Origin of the sequence: Streptosporangium sp. NPDC005286, from assembly GCF_040607515.1 — a bacterium.
GTDB lineage: Bacteria > Actinomycetota > Actinomycetes > Streptosporangiales > Streptosporangiaceae > Streptosporangium.
Map to the genome: position 1 here is coordinate 1 of NZ_JBEXGU010000004.1, position 22,855 is coordinate 22,855.

Below are 22,855 nucleotides of genomic sequence, written 5' to 3' on the forward strand. Positions count from 1 at the left end.
TCGGTCACCGCAGCACGCTGCGGCTCCCTCCTCCGCCTTGCGAGACACCACCTGACCGATCCTCGCCACGGCAAGATCCGCAGGACAGGGCCTAGGGCCACTGATCCGGTCGCGGGACCGTTCTCCCGGTCACGGCGGCCTACCGGCGCCATCTCCGGGAGCCGGGCAGCGCGGGGGCGACACACCGCCGGCCGGAAGCGCCTAGTCGAGCCGGAAGGTCTCCACGAACGTGTCGACGTGCCCGCTGGCCTCGGCCCACTGCCCGGCGGGTGCGAAGAACCAGAACATCCCGACGCCGCCGGAGTCACGGATGACGCATCGGGCGTACAGCCGGAAGGGCATGCCCGACGCGTCCTTGTGCGCGAAGCCGAACTCCAGCTCGGCACCGTCGCCCCCGGCGAAGGAGATCGGGCGCCGGACGAGTTCCCGGTAGGAGTCGGGCGCGAACGTGTCCTTCCTGAGCGCGTCGCGCAGCTCGTCGAGGATGGCGGCAGGGGCCCGGGTCTCCTTCCGGCTGAGGTTCGCGAAGGCTCCCAGGTACCAGGAGGACGAGGAGAGGATCGAGCTTTCCGGCCGGCTCCAGCTCACCTGGTCCTCGGCCTCGTCCTTGGTCCAGCCGTCGGGCACCGCGATGGAGAATCCACGGGAATCCTTGTGGAGTGTGAAGCCGCGCGGCAGCGAGCCAGGTAGCGGGGAGGACGGCGAGTTCTGGCCGGAGCCCGTGGAGGCCGTCGAACCTGCGCCGGGACCGGGCGTTCTGGCGCTCTCCAGCGTGGCGGAGCCGCCCTGGACTCCCCAGATCACCGCGGCGGCCACGGCGACCGCCAGTACAGCCGCCCCCGCGGCCACCATCACCTGGGGGCGAGGCCACCGGGAGGCGCCGGACCGGGCATGATCGCTCGAAGAGGTCGGCCCGGTCCCGGCCGGAGTGGCGCTCCCGGCCCGTCCGCCGCCTTCGGCCGGACCCGGGGCCTGCCAGGCGGGTCCGGCGTACCCGGTCGGACCCGGGATCTGCCAGGAACGTCCGTCCTCCGGCGAACGCGCGTCCACCCGGTCCGGTGCGGCTCCGGCGGCCACCGGCGCGAGCAGCGCCTCGGCCTGGCCGGCCGTCAGCCGCTCGGCGGGATCCTTCCTGAGCAGGCCCTCGATGACCGGGCCGAGCCGGTCCGCGTACCGGGCCGGCGCCGCCGGGCGGCTGATGATCGCTGTGATCGTGGCCATCGGGCTCTCCCGCTCGAACGGCCTGCGGCCCTCCACGGCCTCGTACAGCGTCACGCCCGTCGCCCACAGGTCGGAGGCGGCCGAGGCACGCTCGCCGCCGAGCTGTTCCGGCGCGAGGTAGGGGATCGTGCCGAGCAACTGCCCGGCACCGGTCAGATCCGTGGTGTCGTGCACCGCCGCCGCGATCCCGAAGTCGGTCAGCACGGCCCGGTCGCCCCTGAGCAGGATGTTGGCGGGCTTGACGTCGCGGTGCACGATCCCCGCCGCCTCCGCCGCGGCCAACGCGGAGATCACCCGCAGCCCGATCTCCGCGACCCTGGCCTCGGCCAGCCGCCCCTCCGCCCTGAGCACCTCCGCCATGGACGGTCCCTCGACCAGCTCCATGACGATCCACGGACGGCCGTCCTCCTCGACCACGTCGTAGACGGTGACGATGCCGGGATGGCCCCTCAGCGTCGCCGCGGTACGGGCCTCGCGGAGCGTCCGCAGCAGCAGTCGCTCGCGGTCCTCGGCGGGCAGCCCGGCGGGTGGCCGCACCTCCTTGACCGCGACGGTCTGGTGGAGCAGCTCGTCCCTGGCCCGCCAGACGACGCCCATGCCGCCTTCCCCGAGAGGGGCCCGCAGGAGGTACCGGCCTGCCAGCACGCGTGACGGCTCTTCCGGCATGCGGGCGAACCTATCGCTTTCCTCGCTCCCGATCCACCGCGATGCCGGTTCCGCGGTCCGGGACGCAGGCGATCGCGGAGCCCGTCAGTATCCCGCGGCGGGATCGATGACCCCCTCCAGCGGAAGGCCCGCCCGCAGGTTGCGTACGTTCCGCTCGACCCGCTCGCAGAACATCCGGGTGACGTACTCGGCGGAGTCGGCGCAGTGCGAGGTGATGAGCACCCTGTCCTCGGCCCAGAGCGGGTGCCCCTCGGGGAGCGGTTCCGGGTCCGTCACGTCCAGCCCGGCGGCGGAGATCGTTCCGGCGCGGAGGGCCTCGACGAGCGCGTCGGTCTGGACGTGCGCGCCACGGGCGACGTTGACGACGACGGCGTGCGCCGGCAGCAGGGCCAGCTCGGTGGCACCGATGACGTGGGTCGTCTCCGGTGTCAGGGCGAGGGCCAGCACCAGGATGTCGGTCTCCGGAAGCACGGCGGGCAGGGCCTCGGGCGGCAGCGTCTGCTCGGCGCCCTCGATGCTCTCCGCCCGGCGGCGGATCACCCGGATCCGGCACCCGAACGGCCGCAGGAGCCGGATGAGCTCGGTCGCTATACCGCCGCCGCCGAGGATCGTCACCCGCCGGCCGTGCAGGGAGCCGGGATCGACCGAACACCAGCGGGGGGTGCGCGCCTGCCGGGCGAGGTTGCGCAGGCAGGCCAGCATCAGCATGAGCGCGTGCTCGCCGACCTGCCCGGCGAACGACCCCTTGGCGCAGCTGAAGGCCACCGGCCGGTCGAGCACGCCGGAGGCGGTGAATCTCTCCACCCCCGCCCAGGGGAACTGCACCCAGTTGATCCGGGGGTGGGCGTCCAGAGCCGAGCGGAGCAGTTCCGGCTCACCGGGGATGAGCCACACCAGGCCGTTCGCCTCGGCGAGCGGGACATTGACGCCACCGCCGCCGGACACGGCCTCCTCGACCCTGAGGCGCAGGCGGTCGAGGTCGGGGGAGTTGGGACGGTCGTAGGCCGCCCCCGCCTCCGGGGACGGGGCTATCGCGATTCGGGCTTCCATAACCGACATTCTGTACGTGGCCCACCGGCCGCGTACCTCGGCGTCCCGCACTCGTCACCGGGTGCCGGACGGGATCGATCACCCGTGCTTCTTGCGTTCCCTGACCAGCTTGAAGAACTCGCGCTCGGAGGCCGCGAACTTCGTGACGCCCTTCTCCGGGTCGGTCACCACGAAGAACAGCCAGGGGCCGGTCGCCGGTCTCAGCGCGGCCTCGATGGCATCGGCGCCCGGGTTGCCGATGGGGCCGGGCGGCAGGCCGGGGCGCACGTAGGTGTTGTACCGCGACGTGCTCTGGAGATCCTTGGTCGAGGCACCGACGCCGAACGCGGTGGGCACGTACGACGCCACCCGGGTGAGCGGTGCCAGGCCGCCCGCCCCCGGCGCACCCCCGACCTTCACTCTCGGGCGACGCCGGATACGTGAGCGGCCCCCGACCGGTGTGGCCGGGGGCCGCTCGCTGGGGATGTGTCAGGTCTCCACGCCGATGTGCACCGGACCGGCATCCGGTCTGACCGCGCTGAGGACGTTCGTCGGGATGCGGAACACCCGGCCGGGTGCCGCCGGCCACCACAGCCGCTTCCGTGCGATGACCTTTCCCTCCTGCCGGAGGACGATCCGGGGGAACGGGATGTAGCGGTCGCTCCACAGCAGCAGGCGGCGACGGGCCGGGGCCGGATCCCCCGGACGGAAGATCTCCGGCGCCACCCAGCGGAAGGGCGCGTCGGCGACGAGACGCACCTGCTCGGCCGGTGCGCTCCTGCCGCGCAACCAGTCGATGACGGAGCGCGCGACATGGGCGCCGTCGATCGCCGCGATGTCCGCGGTGTCGACCGGGTGGAGCAGGTTGCCCACGGCGAACACGCCCGGCCTGTCGGTACGTAGCGCGTTGTCGACCAGCGGGCCGTTCGTGCCGGGGTCCATGGTGATTCCCGCCGCGCGTACCAACTCGTGGTCGGGGATCCAGTCGCCGGTGAGGACGAGTGTGTCGCACTCGACGACCCGCCTGGCGCCGGTGTCGAGGTCCTCGATCTCGACGGCCCGCAGTTCCGGCCGGCCGATGACCTTCGTCACCCGGGTGCGGGTGGCGACCCTGGTACGGAAGAGGATCCTGCCAGGGACGCTGAACAGGGAGTAGGAGTCCGGCCGGGGATACTCGGTGGTCATCAGGACGGTCCGGCAACCGGCCTCGCGCAGGGTCAGCGCGGCCGACCAGCTGACCAGCTCGGCGCCGACGACGACGGCCCTCCTGCCGACCTTCCCGTGCTGCAGGTGGACGAGATTCTGCAGGTGCCCGGTGGTGTAGACGCCGTGGGCGCGGTCTCCGGGGATGAGACGGGCCGGTCGTGGGCGCTCCCGGGCACCGGTCGCCAGGATGACGGCCCGCGCCTCGACGCGGATGCGGCCCCGTGGGGTGGTGGCCTCGATCGTCCGGTCACCGGCCCAGTTCGTCACGGTGGCGTTCGTCAGGATCTTCGCACCGGCGGCCTCGGCCTGCCGGACGAGCCTCCTGGCGTAGGCGGGACCGCTCATGAAGCGCCGCATGTCCCTGATCCCGTAGCCGGGATGGTCGCTGTGCCGGGGGATGCCTCCGGCCGTGCTCTCCCGGTCGAGGACGAGGACGTCACCGTTGATCCTCGGCGCGAGTTCACGGGCGGCGCTCAGCCCGGAGGGGCCGGCGCCGATGATGACGACGGCAGGGGTAAGGGTGGTGATGTCGCCGGGTGTCATCGGCCGGCCTCCAGCGGTGCGTGGCGCTGCTCGCAGGCGCTCTCGCCCCTGCTCTCCAGCAGCTTCTTGATCTCGGCGCCGCAGAAGAACCCCTGGCAGCGCCCGTTCATCGCCCGGGTACGGCGGCGCAGCCCCTCCAGGGTGGCCGGTGGGATCGGTGACCGGAAGGTGTCGCGGATCTCACCGGCGGTCACCCGCTCGCAGAAGCAGACCACCTTGCCGTAGGCGGGGTCGGCGGCGATCCGGGCGGCGTCCTGGTACGGGCGGGTGAACGCCTCCCCGAGGTTGGGCATGCGGGGCGGCTCCGGCAGGTTCTCCCGTGGTACGAGCGCCAGTCCGGCGTCGCGGACGAGGTCGGCGACGTGCTCGGCGATGGCGATGCCGGCGGTCAGGCCGGTCGAGCGGATCCCGCCGGCCAGCACGTAGCGCCGCCCGGCGTCGGCCTCGATGAGGTAGTCGGGGTGGTCGCTCGCCGCGCGCAGGCCCGCGTAGGTCGCGGTGACCTCCTCAAGCAGCAGGTCGGGCATCAGCTTCTCGCCCTTGCCCAGCAGGAACTCGATTCCCTGCTCCGAGGTCCCGGTGTCGGTGCGGTCGACGAGGTCCTCGGCGGTGGGACCGAGCAGCACGTTGCCGTAGACGGTGGGGCTGATCAGCACGCCCTTGCCGCGCGAGCTGGGCACCGGCAGAATGATCTTGTTGACCATCGGGCGGGCGAGCTTGTCGTAGACCAGCAGCTCGCCGCGGCGCGGCGTGACCGTGAAACGGTCGTGGCCGAACAGCCGGTCGATGACGTCGGCGCCGAGCCCGGCCGCGTTGACCACCCAGCGGGCGTGCACATCCCCGCCGGAAGCGCGCAGCACCGTGCGGTCGCCGAGGTCCTCGACCGAGGTGACCGCCCGGTTCAGCAGCAGCGTCACGCCGCGGCCGACCGCGTCCGTGGCCAGGGCGAGGTTGGTGGTCCAGGTGCAGATGATCGACTCGTCGGGAACGGTCAGACCGCCCAGGGCGCCCTCCCCGAGGTGGGGAAGTTGCCGGTACACCTCCTCGGGGCCGACGATCTCCGTCTTGCCGTACCCGTTCTGCTCCGCCTTCCGGCGCAGGCCCGGCAGCGCGTCGAGCTCCTCGGCGGTCCAGGCCACCAGCAGCGCCCCGGTGTGCTCGACCGGGATGCCGGTCAGCTCGGCGTACTCCGACAGCAGGTGGTAGCCCTCACCGACCAGCCGGGATTCGAGGGTGCCGGGCTTGGCGTCGAAACCGGTGTGCAGGATGGCGGTGTTCGCCTTGCTCGTACCGTCACCGACGTCGTCGCGCGCGTCGAGCAGCGCGACGCTCAGCTCGTAGCCGGCCAGCTTCCTGGCGATGGCCGAGCCGACGATGCCGGCACCGATCACCGCCACGTCGAACGTGGTGTTCATCGTGTTCCCTCCCGCGCCAGGGTGGCGTTGACCGCCTCCGCCCAGCGGGAGCGGAAGTCGGCCGCCTGATCGGCGGACCATCGGGGTTCGTAGGTCGTGCTGGGCTCCCACGGGTGGACCGCGTCCGCGAGGGAGAGCGACGGGTCGAGCGAGGCGCGGGCCAGCGCCACCGCCCCCATCGGGGTGGCGTGCTGGGAGGGGTAGACGTCGATCCGGATCCGCATCAGGTCGGCGACCGCCTGCATGAGGACCCTGCTCCGGGTGAGCCCGCCGTCCACCCGCAGCCGGGTCAGCGGCTGCCCGAGGTCGGCGGCGACGAGGTCGCCGAGCTCGGCGACCTGCGCCGCGATCCCCTGCAGTACGGCGAGCACGAGGTGCCCGGAACCGGTGGAGAGGGTCAGCCCGGAGAACGAGGCCTTGGCGTCGGGACGCCACCAGGGGGCCGCCAGGCCGGCCAGCGCCGGCACGCACAGCACCCCCTCGGCGTCCGCCGCCGCGACCACGTCCAGGTCCGCGGCGCTACGGATGAAGCCGAGATCCTGGATCCACCGTACGGCGGAGGCGGCCGTGTAGACCTGGCCGTCGAAGCAGTACGAGGTCTCCCCCCGGACCCGCCAGGCGACCGAGGCGGCCAGGTGGGCGGTGGAGCGCGCGGCGGAGGTGCCGGTGTTGGCCAGCAGGAACGCGCCGGTGCCGAAGGTGCACTTCGCCTCTCCGGAGTTCAGGCAGTTCTCGGCGAGCAGGGCGGCCTGCTGGTCGACCACGAGCCCGCCGACGGGGACGTTCCCGCCGAACGCGGAGGTGTGGCCGACCACCTCGTCACAGGAGACGATGCGCGGCAGGCGCTCGGTGCCGAGCCCGAACAGCTCCAGCAGTTCCGGGTCCCACTCGGCGTCGTCGAGCCGGGTGACCAGCGACCGGCTGGCCGTGGCGACATCCGTGACGAACTCCCCGGTCAGATGGTGGATGATCCAGGAATCGGAGGTGGTGACCACCCCTTCACCCGTCACGTTCCGGCGCAGCCAGGCCATCTTTGGGGCGGAGAAGTACGGGTCCAGGATCAGCCCGGTGGTCGCGGCGATCCGGTCCTTGAACTCCTCCAGCTCCGCGCAGACGCCCTCCGAGCGGCGATCCTGCCAGACGATGGCGGCCGAGAGGGGCTCGCCCGTGACGGGGTCCCACGCCAGGACGGTCTCGCCCTGGTTCGCCAGCGTGACGGCGTCGATCCGCACCCCGGCCCGCGCGACGGCCTGGCGGCCGGCGTTGAGTACCGAGTCGAGCAGTTCCCTGGGGTTCTGCTCGACTCCGCCTCCGGGCAGGTAGGTGGGGCGGACCGGGACCTCGGCGAGGCCGAGCACCTCGCCGCGGGCGTCGACGACGATCGCCTTGGTGCCGGATGTTCCCTGGTCTATCGCCAGTACCGTGGTCACCGCCGGTGGGTCCCCTCCGTGCGCCTGTCCTTGGCCGCCCCCGCGGCATCGGCGGTCAGCTCCGCGTCGATGGAGTGCATGTCCGGCATCACCAGGCCCTTCGTGCCCTTGGTGAACAGCAGGTAGGCGAAGTACACAGCGCCGATGGCGAGCATGATGAGCACGTAGACCCACGGCTCCACGAACGAGGCGTCACGGAAGAGCAGCAGCTCGAACGCGAGCCAGATCAGCGCGACGACGATCACCGGGATCTCCCAGCGACCCAGGTCGAACCCCTTGCTCGGCGGCAGCGACTTCCGCTTGACCACGTACATGATGACGGTTCCGGTGTAGATGATCGCCGGCAGCAGGGTGGCGGCGGCGAACAGGCCGAAGAGGGCATCGGTCCGGGTGGAGAAGACCGCCAGGATCAGCTCGCCGATGACGAACATGAAGACGGTGGCGTTCAGCGGGGTGCCGAAGCGCGGGGAGACCTTGTGCAGGCCCTGCCAGCCGGGGAAGCGCTGGTCGCGGGACATCGCCCAGACCAGCCGCACGCCGGTCATCAGGATCACCATGCCGCAGGCGAAGATCGCGATGACCACCAGCACGAGCAGCGCCGTACCCACCACGGGGCCGAGCGACCGGCTGATCACGTCCGCGACCGGGGTTCCCGACTTGGCCAGCTCGACCGGGTCGCCGGCGAGCAGGGTGACGGCGACGAGGAACAGGAAGCCGAGCACACCGGAGGCGAGAACCGCCTGCCACATGGCGCGGGGGACGACCCGGGCCGGGTCCTTGGTCTCCTCGGCGAGGTTGGCCGCCGACTCGAAACCGACGATCGTGAACGCGCCGAGCAGGAAGCCCAGCATCCACGGACCGGCCGAGGTGAGCGTGCCCATGCTGAGGTAGCCCTCGGACGGGATGGCGCCGGTGCTGAACAGGTTGGCGAAGTTGACCTCCTTGGCGATGAAACCCACGATCAGCAGCAGCAGGACGAGGGCGATCATGCCGATCAGCTCCGCCGTCACGGCGAAGTTGTTGACCCGCTCGGTCCACTTCGTGGAGAGCCCGACCAGCAGCGCCTGGCACATGATGACCACACCGGTGATCACCCAGGCGTTCAGCGCGGTGCCCTCGTAGCCGAGCAGCACCGGCATCACGGTGGAGGCGATGGTGTAGTCCACCGCCACGACCACGACCGCGAGGAACGAGAACGAGACCCAGCCGATGATCCAGCCGAGCACGGGGTTCGCCAGCCGGGACATCCACTGGTAGGAGTATCCGGTCACCGGGATGCGCGCGGCCAGCGAGCCGAAGATGAACGCGACGGCGAGCTGACCGATGATCACGATCGGCCAGGTCCAGATGCCCGCGGGGCCCGAGGTGTTCAGCACCGAGCCGTAGGTGGTGAAAATGCCGGTGGCGATCGAGACGAAGGCGAATGCCACGGCGAACGAGGCGAAACGCCCGGTGCCGCGCTTCATCGCCTGCTTGTAACCGAATTCCGCAACACTTGCGCCGCTCTCCTGATTGCCCGGCGCGGGTGGTGAATACTGGGTCATGGACCTACAACTCCTGTGTTTCCTGTCAGATGGTGCATCGGCGTGCTGGTCCGAGCCGGGTGGCGTTGCCGCGCCGCCCGGCTCCTTCGACGGTGGAGAACGTTCAAGAGAGCACCATCACCCCGCCCCCGCGGGTGATCGCGTCCTGGATGCCGGAGGGTGGTTCCGCCTCGGTGATGAGGCCGCCGAGCTCGCCCAGCTCGGCGACCCGGTGCCTGGCGACCAGGCCGAACTTGCTTGAGTCGGCGAGTACGTACGAACGCGTCGCGTTCCTGAGGATGATCTTCCGGACCGCGATCTCGTCCAGGTAGTAGTCGGTCAGGCCGGCCGCGGCGTCGACGCCGCCCGACCCGAGGAACGCGACGTCCGGGTTGAGGTCCGCGAAGAACGCCTGGGCCACCGAGTTCGAGAGCGCGAGGTCTCCGCCGCGCAGCCTGCCCCCGCAGACGAGGACCTCGATGCCGGGCCGCTCGGAGAGTTCCGCCGCGACCAGCAGGGAACACGTGGCCACGGTCCCGGTGAAGTCGAGCGGCAGGGCACGGGCGACCTGGACGGCGGTGGTTCCCACGTCGATCACCACGGTCTGGCCGGGGTGCACCAGCCCGGCGGCGGCACGGCCGATGCGCGTCTTGGCGTCCGCGGCGGTCCCGGTGCGTTCGGCGAAGGGGGCCTCCTCGCCGGCGGCCTGCCCGAGCGTGATGGTCGCGCCCCCGTGCACGCGCGACAGCCTCCCCTGGCGCTCAAGCGCCACGAAGTCACGGCGGATCGTCTCCGCTGACACGCCGAGCTCGTGCGCGAGGTCGTCGGTGCTGACGACGCGGGAGATCCGCAGTGCCTCCCCGATGCGCGCATGCCGCTCAGCGGGCAGCACGACTGCCCACTTCTGTGGAAGTTTGTGCATGCATGAGGGGAATTATGCTTTGGTGTGGTTATCGCGTCAATACATTGCGCTATCGGGTTGGAAACCTTTACTGAGGTTTCCGTCTGCCGGCGGGCGATGTGGAACCCGCTGACCTCGGCTCATAAGCGGACCGTAAGCCCTTGGGGGGCTCTCACCGGGCGACCGCCTCGGGCGTTCCCGGTCATCCGCGGGCATCGGGGCCATTCGACCGGGGGCGTGGGCCGGACGATGACAGGTTCACCACCGCGCCGGCTGCCGGATCACAGGTCGGCGGCGAGGCGGAAGCCGGTGTTGCCCGAGCTGCTGTCCGGGGTGTTGGAGCTCCGGGCGGCGACCCGGTAGCGGTTGCAGTAGGAGTCGTGGCACAGGTAGGAGCCGCCCCGTATCACCCGCGAGGTTCCGGTCTCGGGTCCGCGAGGATCCTCAAGCGGCCGGGAGAGATGGTCGGTGCCGAACCAGTCCGCGCACCACTCCCAGGCGTTGCCGACCATGTTGTGCAGGCCGTAGCCGTTGGGCCGGTACGACTTCACCGGCGCGGTGCCGAGATGGCCGTCCGCTCCGGTGTTGTGCGTGGGGAAGCGGCCCTGCCAGATGTTGCAGCGGTGCTGCCCACGCGGGGTCAGCTCGTCGCCCCACGGGTATCGTGCCTGGTCCAGGCCACCCCGAGCGGCGTACTCCCACTCGGCCTCGGTCGGCAGCCTGCCGCCCGCCCAGGCACAGTAGGCCGCCGCGTCCCGCCAGGAGACGTGCACCACCGGGTGGTCCTGCCGGCCGTTGATCGTGCTGCCGGGACCCTGGGGCGCCTGCCAGCTGGTGCCCTCGATCACCAGCCACCAGGGAGTCTCGGCCGGGGAGGGCGCCCGCCTCCGGAGGTCCGGCGCGACCAGCAGGTGGAAGACGTAGGACCAGTTGAACCGCTCGGCGTCCGTGACGTATCCGGTCGCCTTCACGAACGCCGCGAACTGCGCGTTGGTCACCGCGGTGCGCGCCAGCAGGAAGGGCCGCACCGTCACGGTCCTGATCGGCCCCTCCCCGTCGGCGGGGAACCCCTCGGCGTCGTCGGTCCCCATCCGGAACGCGCCGCCGTCCAGCCGGATGAGCCCGCTCGGCCGCCGGGGCGCGGGGGCGACGGCCACCGGCCGCGGTTCACGGCCCTCCTCGTCTCCGCTGCGGCCGGGGCGCGCAGCAGTGTCCGCTCATCGCGTTCCTCCCTGCGGTGTCTCGATCGATGAAGCCAAGGGGGTGGCCCCGGGCAGACGGGGCCACCCCTCGACGGCATCCGGTGGGAGAGAGATCATTCCCACCAGGTGCTGTCGGTGTCCGGGAAACGCCAGACCTCTTCCGTGTTGTGCTGGGGAAGCTCGGTGACCCGGAGCCCGGACTTCACCGGGTCCTCGTACCGGCCGAAGTATCTCTCCACCCGCCCGGTCAGGTCGGCGACGAGATCCGCGTGCCGGGGGTCCGCGTAGAGGTTGACCGTCTCGCGCGGATCGGCGACCAGGTCGATCAGCTCGGCGGGGCCGCCGGGGTAGCGCAGGGTGAGCTTGTGGGTCCGGGTGCGGATCATCCGCAGGTTCCCGTACTCGCCGTACACCTCCTCGGGCCACTCGGCCACGTGCCCCCCGGCCAGCAGCGGCGCGAAGCTGCGGCCCGGGTAGTTGCGCTCGCCGAGCGTCTCCTCGGGAAGGGAGACGCCGGTGTGCTCCAGGATGGTCTGGAACAGGTCGCAGTGGGTGACCATCTCCGACCTGGACTGGTCGCCGAGCAGCGCGCCCGGCCGGTTCAGGATGAGCGGCACCCGGATGGATTCCTCCACCATGTTGTACGGCTTGGTGCCGTTTCCCTTGCCCCAGATGCCGTGATGACCCATGTTCAGGCCGTGGTCGGAGGTGTAGACGATCAGCGTGTTCTCGCGCAGGCCCTGGGTCTCCAGCTCGTCGACGAGCCGGCCGACCTGTTCGTCCACCTCCGAGGCCGAGGCGTAGTACTGGGCCAGCGCCTCCCGCCGGTTCCTGCGGCTCGGCATCAGCGACTCCGAGGCCATCCGCCCGAAGGGGTGGCTGGCCTCGTCCGGAACGTCGGCGAAGGTGCTCTGCCGGTAGCGGGACACGTGCCGCTCGGGGCGGCCCTCCCACGGGCTGTGCGTGCCGACGTAGCCGACGTGCAGGAAGAACGGCTTCTCCTCGTCGCGGGCGCGCAGGAAGTCGATCGCCCGGTCGGTGACGCCGTGCCGGTTTTGACGCGCTCTCCGGCCTGAAGGCCGGGATTCAGCCCGTGCCGCGTCACGCGGCACCTCTGAGGCTTCCTGCTTCGTCGGTGTCTGCCACCGCGAGCGGTGGTCTTACGTCACCTCCACAGGCGTTTAACGTCTCCGCCTCCTGCCGCGTCTCAGCGGCAGGTTTCCGTCCAGCGGCGACGATTCGTCGTCCTTCGGCCAGCACGTTGAGTGCGGCGTTGACATCGCGGTCGTGGACCGCCCCACACAGGCAGGTCCACTCCCGGACGTTCAGCGGCATCGTCTCGGTGATGGTGGCGCACTCCGAGCACAGCTTGGAGGACGGAAACCATCGGTCGATCTTCGCGAAGTGGCGGCCGTACCGCTTCGCCTTGTACTCCAGCATGTTCACGAACTGTGACCTGAACCGCGCCGGGTTTCGTGGGGACTTTGTGTCCCTGATGCGGCGATGAGCGGTCCGAACCTGCGGATCCATCCGGGCGGCGTGCCGATCCGCGACACCGCACCCACGAACGGGCATGGGAACGTCGTGCGCGCCGATGGCGATCCGGGTCCCTCGGAACCGTTCCTCGGGGGCGACCGGGCATGCCCCGATGAGGTCCGCCCCGCTCCCTCGCGCGATCACGGCCGGTGTGGCCGTGCCGTGAGGGGCGCCGGTCTCCGTTTCGTGCCCGCGTGCATCGAGGCGAACGGCCCTTTGGCCAGGGGGATTTCGCGAGCGACGGCAGAGTACGCGAACAGCGGAGCTCCAGCCCCTGAAAGTCCTTGGGCTGGAGCTCCGCTTCTTCGTTCACGGCCGGTCCGACCGGTGAAACGCGTTTGACCGCACGGTTCTGCCGTCCGGTGTTTTGTTCGTGGTTATCGGCAGAACCTGTCGTAGCCGTCGTCGTAGCCGTCCAGCCAGCCTCTGTCGTAGTCACTTATTCTTAGTGCGAGGCCGGGCAATTCTCCTGATTTAGCCCGTGGCCTTGAGCAGTCCTGGCCGGCGGCCCGGTAGCCGTCTCGGTAGCCGTTCCAGTACCCTCCCCTCGGGTCCCTGGCCGGTGGGGTCGGCTCCGTCACCCTGGCCGGCAGGGTGCTCACCGCTGGTGACGCGGGATCCGGCGCGGCCGAGGCGGGTGAGATCGAGACCGGTCCGAGGGCCAGGACCGCGAGAAGCGCCGGACCGAGAACCATCAGTTGTCGCTTGCCGTACATGGGTTCCTCCTCTGAATGGCCGCGAGTGTGAATCACTTGGCGGCCATGGGCACCAGGCACGATATAAGGCGAACCGTTTGCGGCAAGGGATCTGATTGCTCGCTTTCTCATTCTTGAAGTAGGTATGGGCGAAGCCAATTTCCCCGCGATTTCTGTTTGTTCCGGCGACTTCCGGGAAACCGCGTACTGGACTCGGCCACGAGATCCCCCAGGACGTGAACCGGCCGGCCACGGCAACTGGAAGAGGAGCGGGGTTGTCGACGCCCCGCTCCTCTTCTAGCCGTTGCCGTGGTTATGGCTAATGACCACATCGGCTGCAGCTGCTCCCACCACAGTGGTCCGGTGCCTGGTCGGAGGTGAGATCGACGATGGGCTCGAACACGAATGTTTGATCGGTGATGACATCGACCGGTGTCTCTGTGCTCATGGGCTTCCTTTCACAGTGTGACCCGCTGTGGGCGGGCCACAGCTCGACGACCCGTTGCCGGGCCGATTTCCGCGCCGTTCGAGTGACCTCGGTGAGGTCGGCGCGGAGCCTGATGGGGATGGCCCTCCAGGAGCCGCTCAGTAACGGTCAGGGGCGAGGTTCAGCACGCCGGCCGCCGCGAACCGGGTGAGCATGCCGGTGACCTGGTCGGAGTCGGCACCGACCGCCGCGATCACCTCCGCGACGTTCCGGGTGCCGTCGCAGCGGCTCAGCAGGGCGGCGGTGGCGTCGTTGATCCGGTAGACCCGGACGGCCGGCTCACCCCACTGGCGTTGCAGCAGGATCGACGTGTGCCGGGCGGGCAGTCGCGAGGGCGGCACCTCGGCGGTGACGTCGTGACCGAAGGAGGCGGTCCGGACGGTGGGGGAGACGTCGAGCATCCCACGTACCGGTCCGTCCGGCGCGAGGACCGGTTCTCCGGCTGCCTGGGCGGCCCGCCGGTCACCGGCGAGTTGCCCGCACAGCAGTTCATAGCGGGCGAAGTCGACCAGTGGCGCCGGCACCCGGCCGTCGATCCACGTCACCAGTTGCCCGGCCTCCCCGGAATCCACAACCCCCTCGCCCGGCCGCGGCCGGCGAACGGTGGCGGCGGCGAACCCGTCCAGCAGCTCCGGATGGTGGGCCTTCAGCTCGGCGGCGGTGGCGGGCAGGCAGGCCGTCACCTTCTGTACCAGCTTGCCGCGGACGCTCTCGCCGGTGACCCGGAATCCCGTGGGGGAGGCGCCTGCCAGCATGGCCAGCTCGGCGTCGCTCAGCCCGTAACGGTGCCGCAGCCGGGCAGGGTGCTCACGCAACGTCGCCAGCTCGGCCTCGCGGGTCAGCACCGCGGCCAGGGCCTCCAGCAGGCCCATCAGACGCTCCCTGCCAGGAGGGTCCGGGCCCGGTCGATCTCCGCCAGCAGCTCGTACGGATCATCGGGGAAGTTCCGGTCCCGTTCCACCAGGGTGGCCTGAACGGTGGTGCGGCCCACCAGTTCGGCCAGCAGCTCCCACACCCGGGGCGGTACCGGTTCACCATGGGTGTCGAGGGACGGCTCGCCGTCGCCTGAGTCCTCACCGCCCGCCAGGTGCACCTGCGCCACCCGCTCCACCGGGATGGTGCCGAGGAACTCCAGCGGATCGAAATCGTGATTGCGGGCGTTGATGTCGAGATTGGTCAGGTCCAGTAACAGATGACACTCGCAGTTCTCCATCACCTCGGCGATGAACTGCGCCTCGCTGAGCGGGCCGGCCAGATCCACGTAGTAGGTGATGTTCTCCAGCAGGAACGGCGCCCCCACCGCGTCCTGCACCTTCTGCGCCCGGCGTCCCAGCCGGCGTGCCGTCTCCCGGGTACGGGGCAGCGGTACGAGCACCCCGAGCGCCACCTGATCGGTCCGGGTGAAACAGAGATGGTCGCTGAACCACGGCGCGTCGACCTCGGCGACCAGAGCCGCCAGCGCCTCAAGGTAGTCCCCGTCGACCTCGCGGTCCGACCCGATGGACATCTCCACCCCGTGCGGCACGATCGGGAATCGGGTGGCCAGCGCGCGCAACCGTTCCCGCCTGTCGGCCGGGGCGAACAGGAAGTGCTCAGTGATCACTTCCAGCCAGTCGATCCGGTCGGCATGCTGGTCGATCATCTCTGCGAGCTCGGCCCGGTAACCCAGGCCTGAGCCCAACTCGCGCAATCCGAACACCGTGCACCCCCAAGATCCAGCGTGTGTCGCCATCCAGGGATCTCGCGTTGCCAGTACTCCCGAATAATTCCCGAGCCCGTTTCCGCCACACTCCCCCGGCAGACAAATGCTGAATTATGCCGAAAAAAGCGGATATGCACAGAAATATGAAAATCCTTGATGATGATTTCCCGGCGTCCGCCAAGATCTAGTATTCGAAGGATCTAATCAGTTCGTAGGTTCCTGGACTCAGGAATGGCGATCGCCGATGTAGGTGAGATGTGGATCGGCGAAGAAGGACCACACCAGAGCGGGCGTCTTCTATGGACGCCGCGGCGCGCCCAGCGTCGGGGTCTTGAGCTTTTCGACGCCGCCGGCCAAGAAGCGGGGCGCTCCGGTCATGCTTGACGTTCTTTCGCACCCACCCGTCCGGGTTGAGCTCGGATGAGTACGCCGGCAGGAGAACAGCGACGGTCCGCCCTGGCTGTCGTCGGCGACCGGACAGGAAAGCCAAGGTCATCGGCAGGATCAGGGTGACCGGCGTCGACCCCGATCTCGTCCAGCCGGTCGGCGCGATCCAGGTGGGGGGCACGTTGACCGACCGCACCCCCGACTCGACGAACCGATCCAACACGGCCAGGACACCGCCGCGGGCCTGATCGGCGGCCCGCTCGGCGATTCGACGAGCGGCCTCCGCCTGGGCTTCCCCGACTTCCGGGGCCGACCCGCGGACGTCGGCCCGGGTGGTCGCCGGTAGGCCGTGTCTGCAAGATCCAAGTTGGATACAAGCTCTTTGCAAGAGCACATCATCATGATCGGGAAACGCAAGGAAAGTTCGTGACACAGAGAATGAGGTTGAAGTAGTGACCGTTCGTATCGACGATCTGCACGGTGCCGCTGAGCTGTCCGACGACGCAATGGACAGCGTGATCGGTGGGCGTGAGCCGATGACCCCGCCCAGCCCCAGGGTGTGCACCTCCATCAACAACGGCCAGCCGGACAGGTGCTACGACTTCTGATCGATCGGGGGCGGCGCCCGCGCGGGTGCCGCCCGTTCCCCCTGGAGAACCTGGTGATCCTGATACTCAGTGCGAAGAGCGACGCGGGGGTCAACCTCGTTCTGCCCAAGCTCGTCGAGCGCGGCCTCGAGGTGTACTGGTGGGACCCCGGCGACTATCCTTCCGCTACCCGAATCACCTCCCGGCTGGTCAACGGAACGTGGCGGCACACGCTGGTGACGGATGACGCGGAGATCGACTCGTCGGACATCAGCACCGTCTGGGTGCGCCGCCCCGAGCAGCCACAGGCGGCGTCGACCGTCGAAAATCCCGACTACCGCGACTTCGTGAAGAAGATCGGGCGGATCTACCTCGACGGCTGGGAGGAGACGCTCGACGCCCGTTGGTTCCCCGCTCGAATGAGCGTTCTGATGCATGCCCAGAACAAGCTGGTCAACCTCGCCGCCGGGGCCAGGCTCGGCTTCACCGTGCCCGAGACGACCTTCACCAACGACCCCGAGGGGCTCGCAGAGGCGTGGGCGGAGACGGAGGGCCGGCTCATCGCCAAGGAGGTCGAGTTCGTGCCGTACCAGCTCGACGGTAGGGGCCACAGCTTCTACACCACGCCGCTCACCCGGCGGCACCTCACCAGCCGCCACCGCCTGGCGCACGCCCCGGTGATCCTCCAGCCGAGGATCGAAAAGGCCACGGAACTGCGGATCACCGTCGTGGGCGAGCAGGTCTTCACTGTGGAGATCCACTCCCAGGGGTCACGGATGACCCGCGAGGACTTCCGCCACTACGAAGGCAACTTCACCGAGTACGCCGTCCACGACCTGCCCAAGGACGTGGAGCGGCGCTGCGTCGAGCTGGTCAGGTCGCTGAACCTGGCCTTCGGCTGCATCGATGTGATCGTCACCCCGGAAGGCGAGTACGTGTACCTGGAGCTGAACCCCAACGGTCAGTGGGGATGGCTGGAGGAGTTCACCGACCTGCGCATCTCCGACGCGGTCGCCGACTGGCTGGCCGCCGGAGAGCCGGCCGTCCGGGAGGTGACCGCGTGACCGGTTACCCGGAGACGCTCGCCGCAGCCGTCGAGCTGCTGCGCGGGCTGCCGCGCCACCGCGACGCCGTGCCCGAGGCGCGCACGACCGTGGCCGCCTGGCGCGCCGCCAACCCCGGCTCCCGCGCCCAGCTCGTCGTGGACGTACGGCCGGGCACGCCGCTGGTCGACTACGATCTGCTCGTCGACCATCCGGACGGCGGCACCGTCGCGGTCACCGCGTCCGTCGAGGACGGCGTCCCATGGACGATCGACCACTCCGCGCACTGGGCGGCGAGCAAGGTACTGAGCGTGGACGGTCAGGAGCTGTCGGTGCAGACGGCCCTGCTCACGATGCGGGCGTACGGCGAGCGCGACCGGACCCTGCACGACGACCTGATCGACTACTGCCTCCTCACGCTGGAGACCTGGGACGACGAGGCGCCGTCCGAGGAGGAGCTGCAGCGGGCGTCCGACCACTTCCGGCGGCGGCGCGGGCTGCACAGCCGCGCCGACATGCTGCGATGGCTGAAGGAGGTCGGCCTGACCCCCCAGGCGTACCAGAACCACCTGTTCGCCCTGGCCAGGACGGGCCGGTTCAGGAGCCGCAAGGAGACCGAGTCGGCCAGAGCCTACTTCGAGGACCACACCGCGGACTTCGACCACGTGTCGGCCGCGTGGGCGGTCGGTCCGGAGTCCAGGCTCGGCGAGCTGGCCGTCCAGGACGACCCCTTCGCGGCGCTGGGCGCCGCGGTGGCGAGTCCCTCCGGCGAGCTCGCCGTCCAGGTAGCCGAGCGGGTGGCGGCCGAGCTGCCCGCGCCACTGCGCGACGTCGCCGAGGGCGTGGCGGTCGGCCCCGTGCCGTACCGGGACTCGTTCCTCTTCGGCGCCGTACGTCACCGCCGCCCCGCCCAGCCCGACGCCGCCACGCTCGCCGTGGCGGGGCGAGCCGCGTTTTCCGCCTTCATGGCCGACCGGCGAGCCAAGGCGAAGATCGAGTGGTACTGGCTCTGAGCGCGGCGCCTCGTTGAGGGCGCCGGTCCTGGGGACGGGGTTCCCAGGGCCGGCGTCCCACCTCGATGGACGCGGAGCCCGGTCCACGCGGACCTTCGGCTCCGGCCGTCGACATCCGACACCGAACCGGAGCCACGCTTTAAAGTGTGACTCCAATGTCTTCAGATCCGCGTCGGCGCCCCCCGTCGGCCGGGAAGGGGTGACCGATGACGGCCCTGGGCGGATTCCACCACGTCAAACTGCCGGTCTCGGACGTGCGCAAGAGCATCGAGTGGTACGGGCGGGTGCTCGGCCTTGACGTGGCGATCGAGTTCGTCGAGGCGGGCGTACTGCGCGGTGTGGCGCTGCGCGACCGGGACGGCACCCTCATGCTGGCGCTGCGCGAGGAGCCCCGGCTGGCCGGGGAACTGCGCGGGTTCGACCCCGTCGCACTCGGCGTGCCGACCTACGACGCGCTGGTGGAGTGGTCGGATCACCTCGACGCCGTCGGCGCCGCCCACTCCGGAATCACCGAGGCCAGCATCGGATGGCTGATCAGCGGGGTGACCGACCCCGACGGCATCGAAATCCGCCTCTACACCCTGCAGAAACGCGGGTGAACCCACCGCTGACCCACCGGCGGGCAGATCACCGAGGCCCGGGTCTCGACCGGCTCGACGAGGAGAACTCGACGTACCACCACACGGTACGGACCGGGGCATGAGCCCGTACGATCATCGGCGGGTACGGCCGGAGCGGTGACGACAGAGGTGTGGCGCGGGCGTTAACGCCGCTGTTACCGGTGGTCGGATACGACTTCGATCATGCGGATACTGGTGGTGGAGGACGAGCGGGATCTGGCCGACCTGGTGGCCATGGGGCTGCAGCGGCACGCGATGGCGGTGGACGTGGTCTACGACGGCGAGGCCGCGGTGGAACGGCTGGCCGTCAACGACTACGACGTGCTGGTGCTGGACCGGGACCTGCCCGGGATACCCGGCGACGTGATCTGCCGGGATCTGGTGCGGGCCGGGGCACGTACCCGCATCCTGATGCTGACCGCGGCCGCGTCGGTGCCCGAACGGGTCGCGGGGCTGGGGTTGGGGGCCGACGACTACCTGCCCAAACCCTTCGACTACACCGAACTGGTGGCGCGGGTGCGGGCCCTGGGACGGCGCAGCCAGGCGCCGCTGCCACCGGTGCTGGAACGGCACGGGATCGTGCTGGACCCCCAGCGGATGCAGGTCTCCCGCGACGGCCGCTTCCTGAGGCTGTCGCTGAAGGAGTACGCGGTGCTTGAAGTGCTGATGCGGGCGAACGGGAGCGTGGTGAGCGCCGAGACGCTGCTGGAGTCGGCCTGGGACGAGCACGTCGACCCGTTCACCACCGTGGTGCGCGTCATCATCAGCCGGTTGCGCGCCAAGCTCGGCGACCCGCCGTGCATCAGGACCGTGCCGGGCGCCGGGTACCTGCTGTGACCCGGCGTACGGCCTGGGAACGTGCGGTGCCGGATGTCCGCCGTGACCCGGCGTACGGTCTGGGAACTCCGCCGTGACCCGGCACGCGGCCTGGAAACCTTTCGGCACGGTACGAGCGCGCCTCACCCTGCTGTACACCGGCCTGTTCCTGGTCACCTCGACGATCCTGCTCACTGTGGTGAACCTGCTGCTCACGAGCGCGCTGGAGAGCCGGGTCAGCTCCATCGCGGAGGACTTTCCGCCCTTCGGTGAACTCCCCGCGCCGAGGGCGCCCGGGGCGCCCGGGGCGCCCGGGTGCCCCGGGTGCCCGGTGCGGCTCGAGGTCGTCGACACCATGAACGCTCTGTCCGGTGCGGTGCTGCGGTACCAGTGGACCGCCAGCGCGATCGTGATCGCCGTGCTCACCGTCGTCTCGGTGGCCGCGGGCTGGTGGCTGGCCGGACGGGTGCTGAGCCCGCTGCGGCACATCACCGCCACCGCGCACCGTCTCTCCCTGTCCAACCTGCACGAGCGGATCGCGCTGGCCGGTCCCCGCGACGAGCTCACCGATCTCGCCGACACCTTCGACGCGATGCTGGAACGGCTGGAACGGTCGGTGGACAGCCAGCGCCGTTTCATCGCCAACGCCGCCCACGAACTGCGGACCCCGCTGGCCGTCCAGCGGGCCGCGATCCAGATCGGGCTGGACGACCCGCTGCCGGGCCGGCTGATCCCGGTACGGGAGAAACTGCTGACCGCCAACCGGCGGACCGAGCGGCTGATCGACTCGCTGCTCCTTCTCTCCCAGGCGGAACACGGCCTGGACAGTATGGAGCCGGTGGCCCTCGACGCGCTGATCCGCCAGACGGTCGAGGAGACGGCCGCCGACGGTGTCGTCATGGGTGTCGTCATCACCTCAGGCACCCGGCCGGTCGTCGTCGCGGGTGACCCGGTGCTGCTCGGCAGGCTCCTGACTAACCTGCTGCAGAACGCGGTCCGCTACAACCGTCCCGGCGGGACCGTGCACGTCGGCCTCACCGAGGCGGGTGTGCTGACCGTCCGCAACACCGGCCCGGACGTGCCCGCCGAACGGATCGCCGAGCTGTTCCAGCCGTTCCGCAGGCTGCACTCCCGGACCCGGAGCGCCGACGGCGCCGGTCTCGGCCTGTCCATCGTGGCCTCGATCGCCCAGGCCCACCACGCCGCTCTCGCCGCCCGGCCCAACCCCGGTGGCGGCCTTGAGCTGACCGTGAGGTTCCCCGTCCCCAGCACCGGAACGGAGCCCGGCGGCCGCCGGGCTCCGTGATCGAGGAGGGCCTACTTCAGCAGGGTCAGGGCCTTCGCGACGCCCGGGTCGCGTCCGGCGGACAGGTCCGCGGCGGTCATCGGGGCCTGGTGGTCGGGGGCGACGCCGATGGTGTTGACGACCTCCCGGTTCGCTCCGATCTCGTGGACCCTGGGCAGGACGAGGACGCTGCCGTCGTCGAGCAGATAGCCGGCTCCGGGGCCGGACACCCCGCCGGCGGTACGGGTGCCGACCAGGGTGCCGAGGCGCAGATCCTTGACCGTACTGGTGAAGGAGTCGCACGCCGAGGCGCAGTTGCGGTCGATGAGCGCGACCAGGGGCAGGCCCAGCAGTGGCACGGTGTCGTCGCTCCGGTTGGCGGTGCAGCGGTCGCGCACGTCGCACCAGTAGCTGGTGGCCTTGCCGTGCGACCAGGCACCGAGCAGCCTGGCGACCTCCTGCGGGCTGCCGCCGCCGTTGCCGCGCAGGTCCAGCACCACCCCGCGCAGGGTCGCCTGCTCGCGCAGGGCGGCGATGGCCTGCAGGACCTTGTCCGCCGCGCCGGGGAAGAAAGCCGGCAGCGCGACGTAGGCGACGGCGCCGGACAGCAGCCTGGACTCGACCTTCGGCTCCGGTCCCGAGACGGGCGCGGGCGTCACCGAGGCGGTGACGGTGCCGCCGGTGGAGGGACGGCGCAGGGTGAGCCGGATCGCCTTCCCCGCCGGGGGCCTGATGAGCCCGTCAAGGACCCCCTGGGAGAGCACCCCGTTGACGAAGAGCGGCACCTCGTCGACCGCGACGAGCTCGTCGCCCGGCCGGATCCCCGCCTTGGCGGCCGGGCCGTCAGGAAGAACGTCGGTGATGAAGGCCGGCGGGGTGGCCGCCGGATCGGCCACTCCCGGAGGACGGATGCCGGAGAGGCGGGCGCCGAGCGACACTCCGCCAGGAGTCGGACGATCCCAATGGGCGTGGTTGTCGTCGAGGCTCTGCACCATGCCGCGCATCGTCGCCTCCGCGACCGCCTGCCGTACCTCGGGGTCGGCCGGCAACGTGTCGACGACCTTCTGGTAGACGGTGCGGAACGCGGCCCAGTCGGCGTCCTTGCGGCCGGTGAGCGCCGGCAGCGTCGCGTTCGGCCGGTCCAGCCCGCGGCGCTGCAACTCCTGGGTGAGCGCGGTGAACGCGGGCACCAGCAGCGCGCGGGAGTCCAGGACCGGACCGCTGTAGTAGTTGGCGAAGACGCAGCGGTACGCCTGCTCGATGGTGGTGACGGTGGTCGGCTTCAGCGCCGGAGGTCCGGACGGGCCGGACGGGGGCGTGCACGCCGGTGGCCGGCCGCCGGCCGCGCGGTCGGCGCTCGCGCCGGTGGCCCCGGAACCGATGAGGGCGGCCAGCGCGACCGCGACGACGAACGATTTCCTGTTTCTCATGCCGCCGAGCATCGCGATCATGCCGTTGCCGGGATGTGAACGCGAACGTTAACACCGCCGTAGCGGTCCCTCCGGTAGGGAGCACGGCGCTCGGGCGGGGTGATCCACCCGGCCGCGG

At 70.4% G+C, this 22,855-nt stretch carries 21 protein-coding genes and 1 pseudogene; 7 read left to right on the forward strand and 15 right to left on the reverse strand.

Going from position 1 to position 22,855, the window contains the following annotated elements:
* Window positions 1-201 precede the first annotated feature (201 nt).
* The 14 genes and pseudogenes from ABZU75_RS02690 to ABZU75_RS02755 all read right to left on the reverse strand — a co-directional run bounded on the left by ABZU75_RS02690 (window position 202) and on the right by ABZU75_RS02755 (window position 15,544).
* Window positions 202-1,887: a protein kinase gene (locus tag ABZU75_RS02690; RefSeq protein WP_355548676.1), complete on the reverse strand. Its 1,686-nt coding sequence runs from the start codon at window positions 1,885-1,887 to the stop codon at window positions 202-204.
* A gap of 84 nt (window positions 1,888-1,971) precedes the next feature.
* Window positions 1,972-2,937 carry a D-isomer specific 2-hydroxyacid dehydrogenase family protein gene (locus ABZU75_RS02695; RefSeq protein WP_355548679.1) on the reverse strand — a complete coding sequence of 322 codons (966 nt, stop codon included), beginning with the start codon at window positions 2,935-2,937 and terminating at the stop codon, window positions 1,972-1,974.
* A gap of 78 nt (window positions 2,938-3,015) precedes the next feature.
* The gene (locus tag ABZU75_RS02700; protein WP_355548682.1) at window positions 3,016-3,336 is read right to left on the reverse strand and encodes an endolytic transglycosylase MltG; all 321 of its coding nucleotides are present in this window, start codon (window positions 3,334-3,336) and stop codon (window positions 3,016-3,018) included.
* Window positions 3,337-3,405: 69 nt separating this feature from the next.
* The gene (locus ABZU75_RS02705; RefSeq protein ID WP_355548685.1) at window positions 3,406-4,665 is read right to left on the reverse strand and encodes an NAD(P)/FAD-dependent oxidoreductase; all 1,260 of its coding nucleotides are present in this window, start codon (window positions 4,663-4,665) and stop codon (window positions 3,406-3,408) included.
* Window positions 4,662-6,080 carry an NAD(P)/FAD-dependent oxidoreductase gene (locus tag ABZU75_RS02710; RefSeq protein WP_355548688.1) on the reverse strand — a complete coding sequence of 473 codons (1,419 nt, stop codon included), beginning with the start codon at window positions 6,078-6,080 and terminating at the stop codon, window positions 4,662-4,664. The genes ABZU75_RS02705 and ABZU75_RS02710 overlap by 4 nt, the downstream gene beginning before the upstream one ends.
* The gene (locus tag ABZU75_RS02715; protein WP_355548691.1) at window positions 6,077-7,510 is read right to left on the reverse strand and encodes an FGGY family carbohydrate kinase; all 1,434 of its coding nucleotides are present in this window, start codon (window positions 7,508-7,510) and stop codon (window positions 6,077-6,079) included. The genes ABZU75_RS02710 and ABZU75_RS02715 overlap by 4 nt, the downstream gene beginning before the upstream one ends.
* The gene (locus ABZU75_RS02720; RefSeq protein ID WP_355548694.1) at window positions 7,507-8,976 is read right to left on the reverse strand and encodes an amino acid permease; all 1,470 of its coding nucleotides are present in this window, start codon (window positions 8,974-8,976) and stop codon (window positions 7,507-7,509) included. Before ABZU75_RS02720 ends, ABZU75_RS02715 begins: the two co-directional genes overlap by 4 nt.
* A 181-nt stretch (window positions 8,977-9,157) precedes the next feature.
* A complete protein-coding gene (locus tag ABZU75_RS02725; RefSeq protein WP_350966217.1) occupies window positions 9,158-9,955 on the reverse strand; it encodes a DeoR/GlpR family DNA-binding transcription regulator in 798 nt (265 codons plus the stop codon).
* 260 nt (window positions 9,956-10,215) lie between these two features.
* Window positions 10,216-11,091: a formylglycine-generating enzyme family protein gene (locus ABZU75_RS02730; protein WP_355548699.1), complete on the reverse strand. Its 876-nt coding sequence runs from the start codon at window positions 11,089-11,091 to the stop codon at window positions 10,216-10,218.
* Window positions 11,092-11,249: 158 nt separating this feature from the next.
* Window positions 11,250-12,248, reverse strand: coding sequence for a sulfatase-like hydrolase/transferase (locus ABZU75_RS02735; protein ID WP_355548702.1), 999 nt, complete (start codon window positions 12,246-12,248; stop codon window positions 11,250-11,252).
* A pseudogene (locus ABZU75_RS02740) lies at window positions 12,238-12,588 on the reverse strand (transposase); the annotation flags it as partial. The pseudogene ABZU75_RS02740 and the gene ABZU75_RS02735, both read right to left, overlap by 11 nt.
* A 461-nt stretch (window positions 12,589-13,049) precedes the next feature.
* Entirely contained in the window at window positions 13,050-13,388 is a 339-nt protein-coding gene (locus ABZU75_RS02745) for a hypothetical protein (RefSeq protein WP_350966070.1), read from the reverse strand.
* Window positions 13,389-13,952: 564 nt separating this feature from the next.
* Complete coding sequence (locus tag ABZU75_RS02750) at window positions 13,953-14,726, reverse strand: hypothetical protein (protein WP_355548706.1); 774 nt, start codon at window positions 14,724-14,726, stop codon at window positions 13,953-13,955.
* Entirely contained in the window at window positions 14,726-15,544 is an 819-nt protein-coding gene (locus ABZU75_RS02755) for a DUF692 domain-containing protein (protein WP_355548709.1), read from the reverse strand. Before ABZU75_RS02755 ends, ABZU75_RS02750 begins: the two co-directional genes overlap by 1 nt.
* 521 nt (window positions 15,545-16,065) lie before the next feature.
* Here ABZU75_RS02755 and ABZU75_RS02760 point away from each other — a divergent pair.
* The 7 genes from ABZU75_RS02760 (at window position 16,066) to ABZU75_RS02790 (ending at window position 21,328) form a co-directional block, all read left to right on the forward strand.
* Window positions 16,066-16,191, forward strand: coding sequence for a hypothetical protein (locus ABZU75_RS02760; protein WP_355548712.1), 126 nt, complete (start codon window positions 16,066-16,068; stop codon window positions 16,189-16,191).
* A gap of 204 nt (window positions 16,192-16,395) precedes the next feature.
* Window positions 16,396-16,551 carry a hypothetical protein gene (locus ABZU75_RS02765; RefSeq protein WP_355548715.1) on the forward strand — a complete coding sequence of 52 codons (156 nt, stop codon included), beginning with the start codon at window positions 16,396-16,398 and terminating at the stop codon, window positions 16,549-16,551.
* A 53-nt stretch (window positions 16,552-16,604) separates the two neighbouring features.
* Window positions 16,605-17,594 carry an MvdC/MvdD family ATP grasp protein gene (locus ABZU75_RS02770; protein ID WP_355548718.1) on the forward strand — a complete coding sequence of 330 codons (990 nt, stop codon included), beginning with the start codon at window positions 16,605-16,607 and terminating at the stop codon, window positions 17,592-17,594.
* Window positions 17,591-18,586 carry a TIGR04500 family putative peptide maturation system protein gene (locus ABZU75_RS02775; protein ID WP_355548721.1) on the forward strand — a complete coding sequence of 332 codons (996 nt, stop codon included), beginning with the start codon at window positions 17,591-17,593 and terminating at the stop codon, window positions 18,584-18,586. Before ABZU75_RS02770 ends, ABZU75_RS02775 begins: the two co-directional genes overlap by 4 nt.
* 206 nt (window positions 18,587-18,792) lie before the next feature.
* Entirely contained in the window at window positions 18,793-19,185 is a 393-nt protein-coding gene (locus ABZU75_RS02780; RefSeq protein WP_355548724.1) for a VOC family protein, read from the forward strand.
* A 204-nt stretch (window positions 19,186-19,389) separates the two neighbouring features.
* Window positions 19,390-20,043, forward strand: a complete 654-nt coding sequence (locus ABZU75_RS02785) for a response regulator transcription factor (RefSeq protein WP_355548727.1) — start codon at window positions 19,390-19,392, stop codon at window positions 20,041-20,043.
* Between the two features lie 73 nt (window positions 20,044-20,116).
* On the forward strand, window positions 20,117-21,328 hold the full coding sequence (locus ABZU75_RS02790) for a HAMP domain-containing sensor histidine kinase (RefSeq protein ID WP_355548730.1): 1,212 nt from the start codon (window positions 20,117-20,119) through the stop codon (window positions 21,326-21,328).
* Between the two features lie 11 nt (window positions 21,329-21,339).
* On the opposite strand, the gene ABZU75_RS02795 is transcribed toward ABZU75_RS02790, so the two are convergent.
* The gene (locus tag ABZU75_RS02795; protein WP_355548733.1) at window positions 21,340-22,737 is read right to left on the reverse strand and encodes a S41 family peptidase; all 1,398 of its coding nucleotides are present in this window, start codon (window positions 22,735-22,737) and stop codon (window positions 21,340-21,342) included.
* Between the last annotated feature and the right edge of the window lie 118 nt (window positions 22,738-22,855).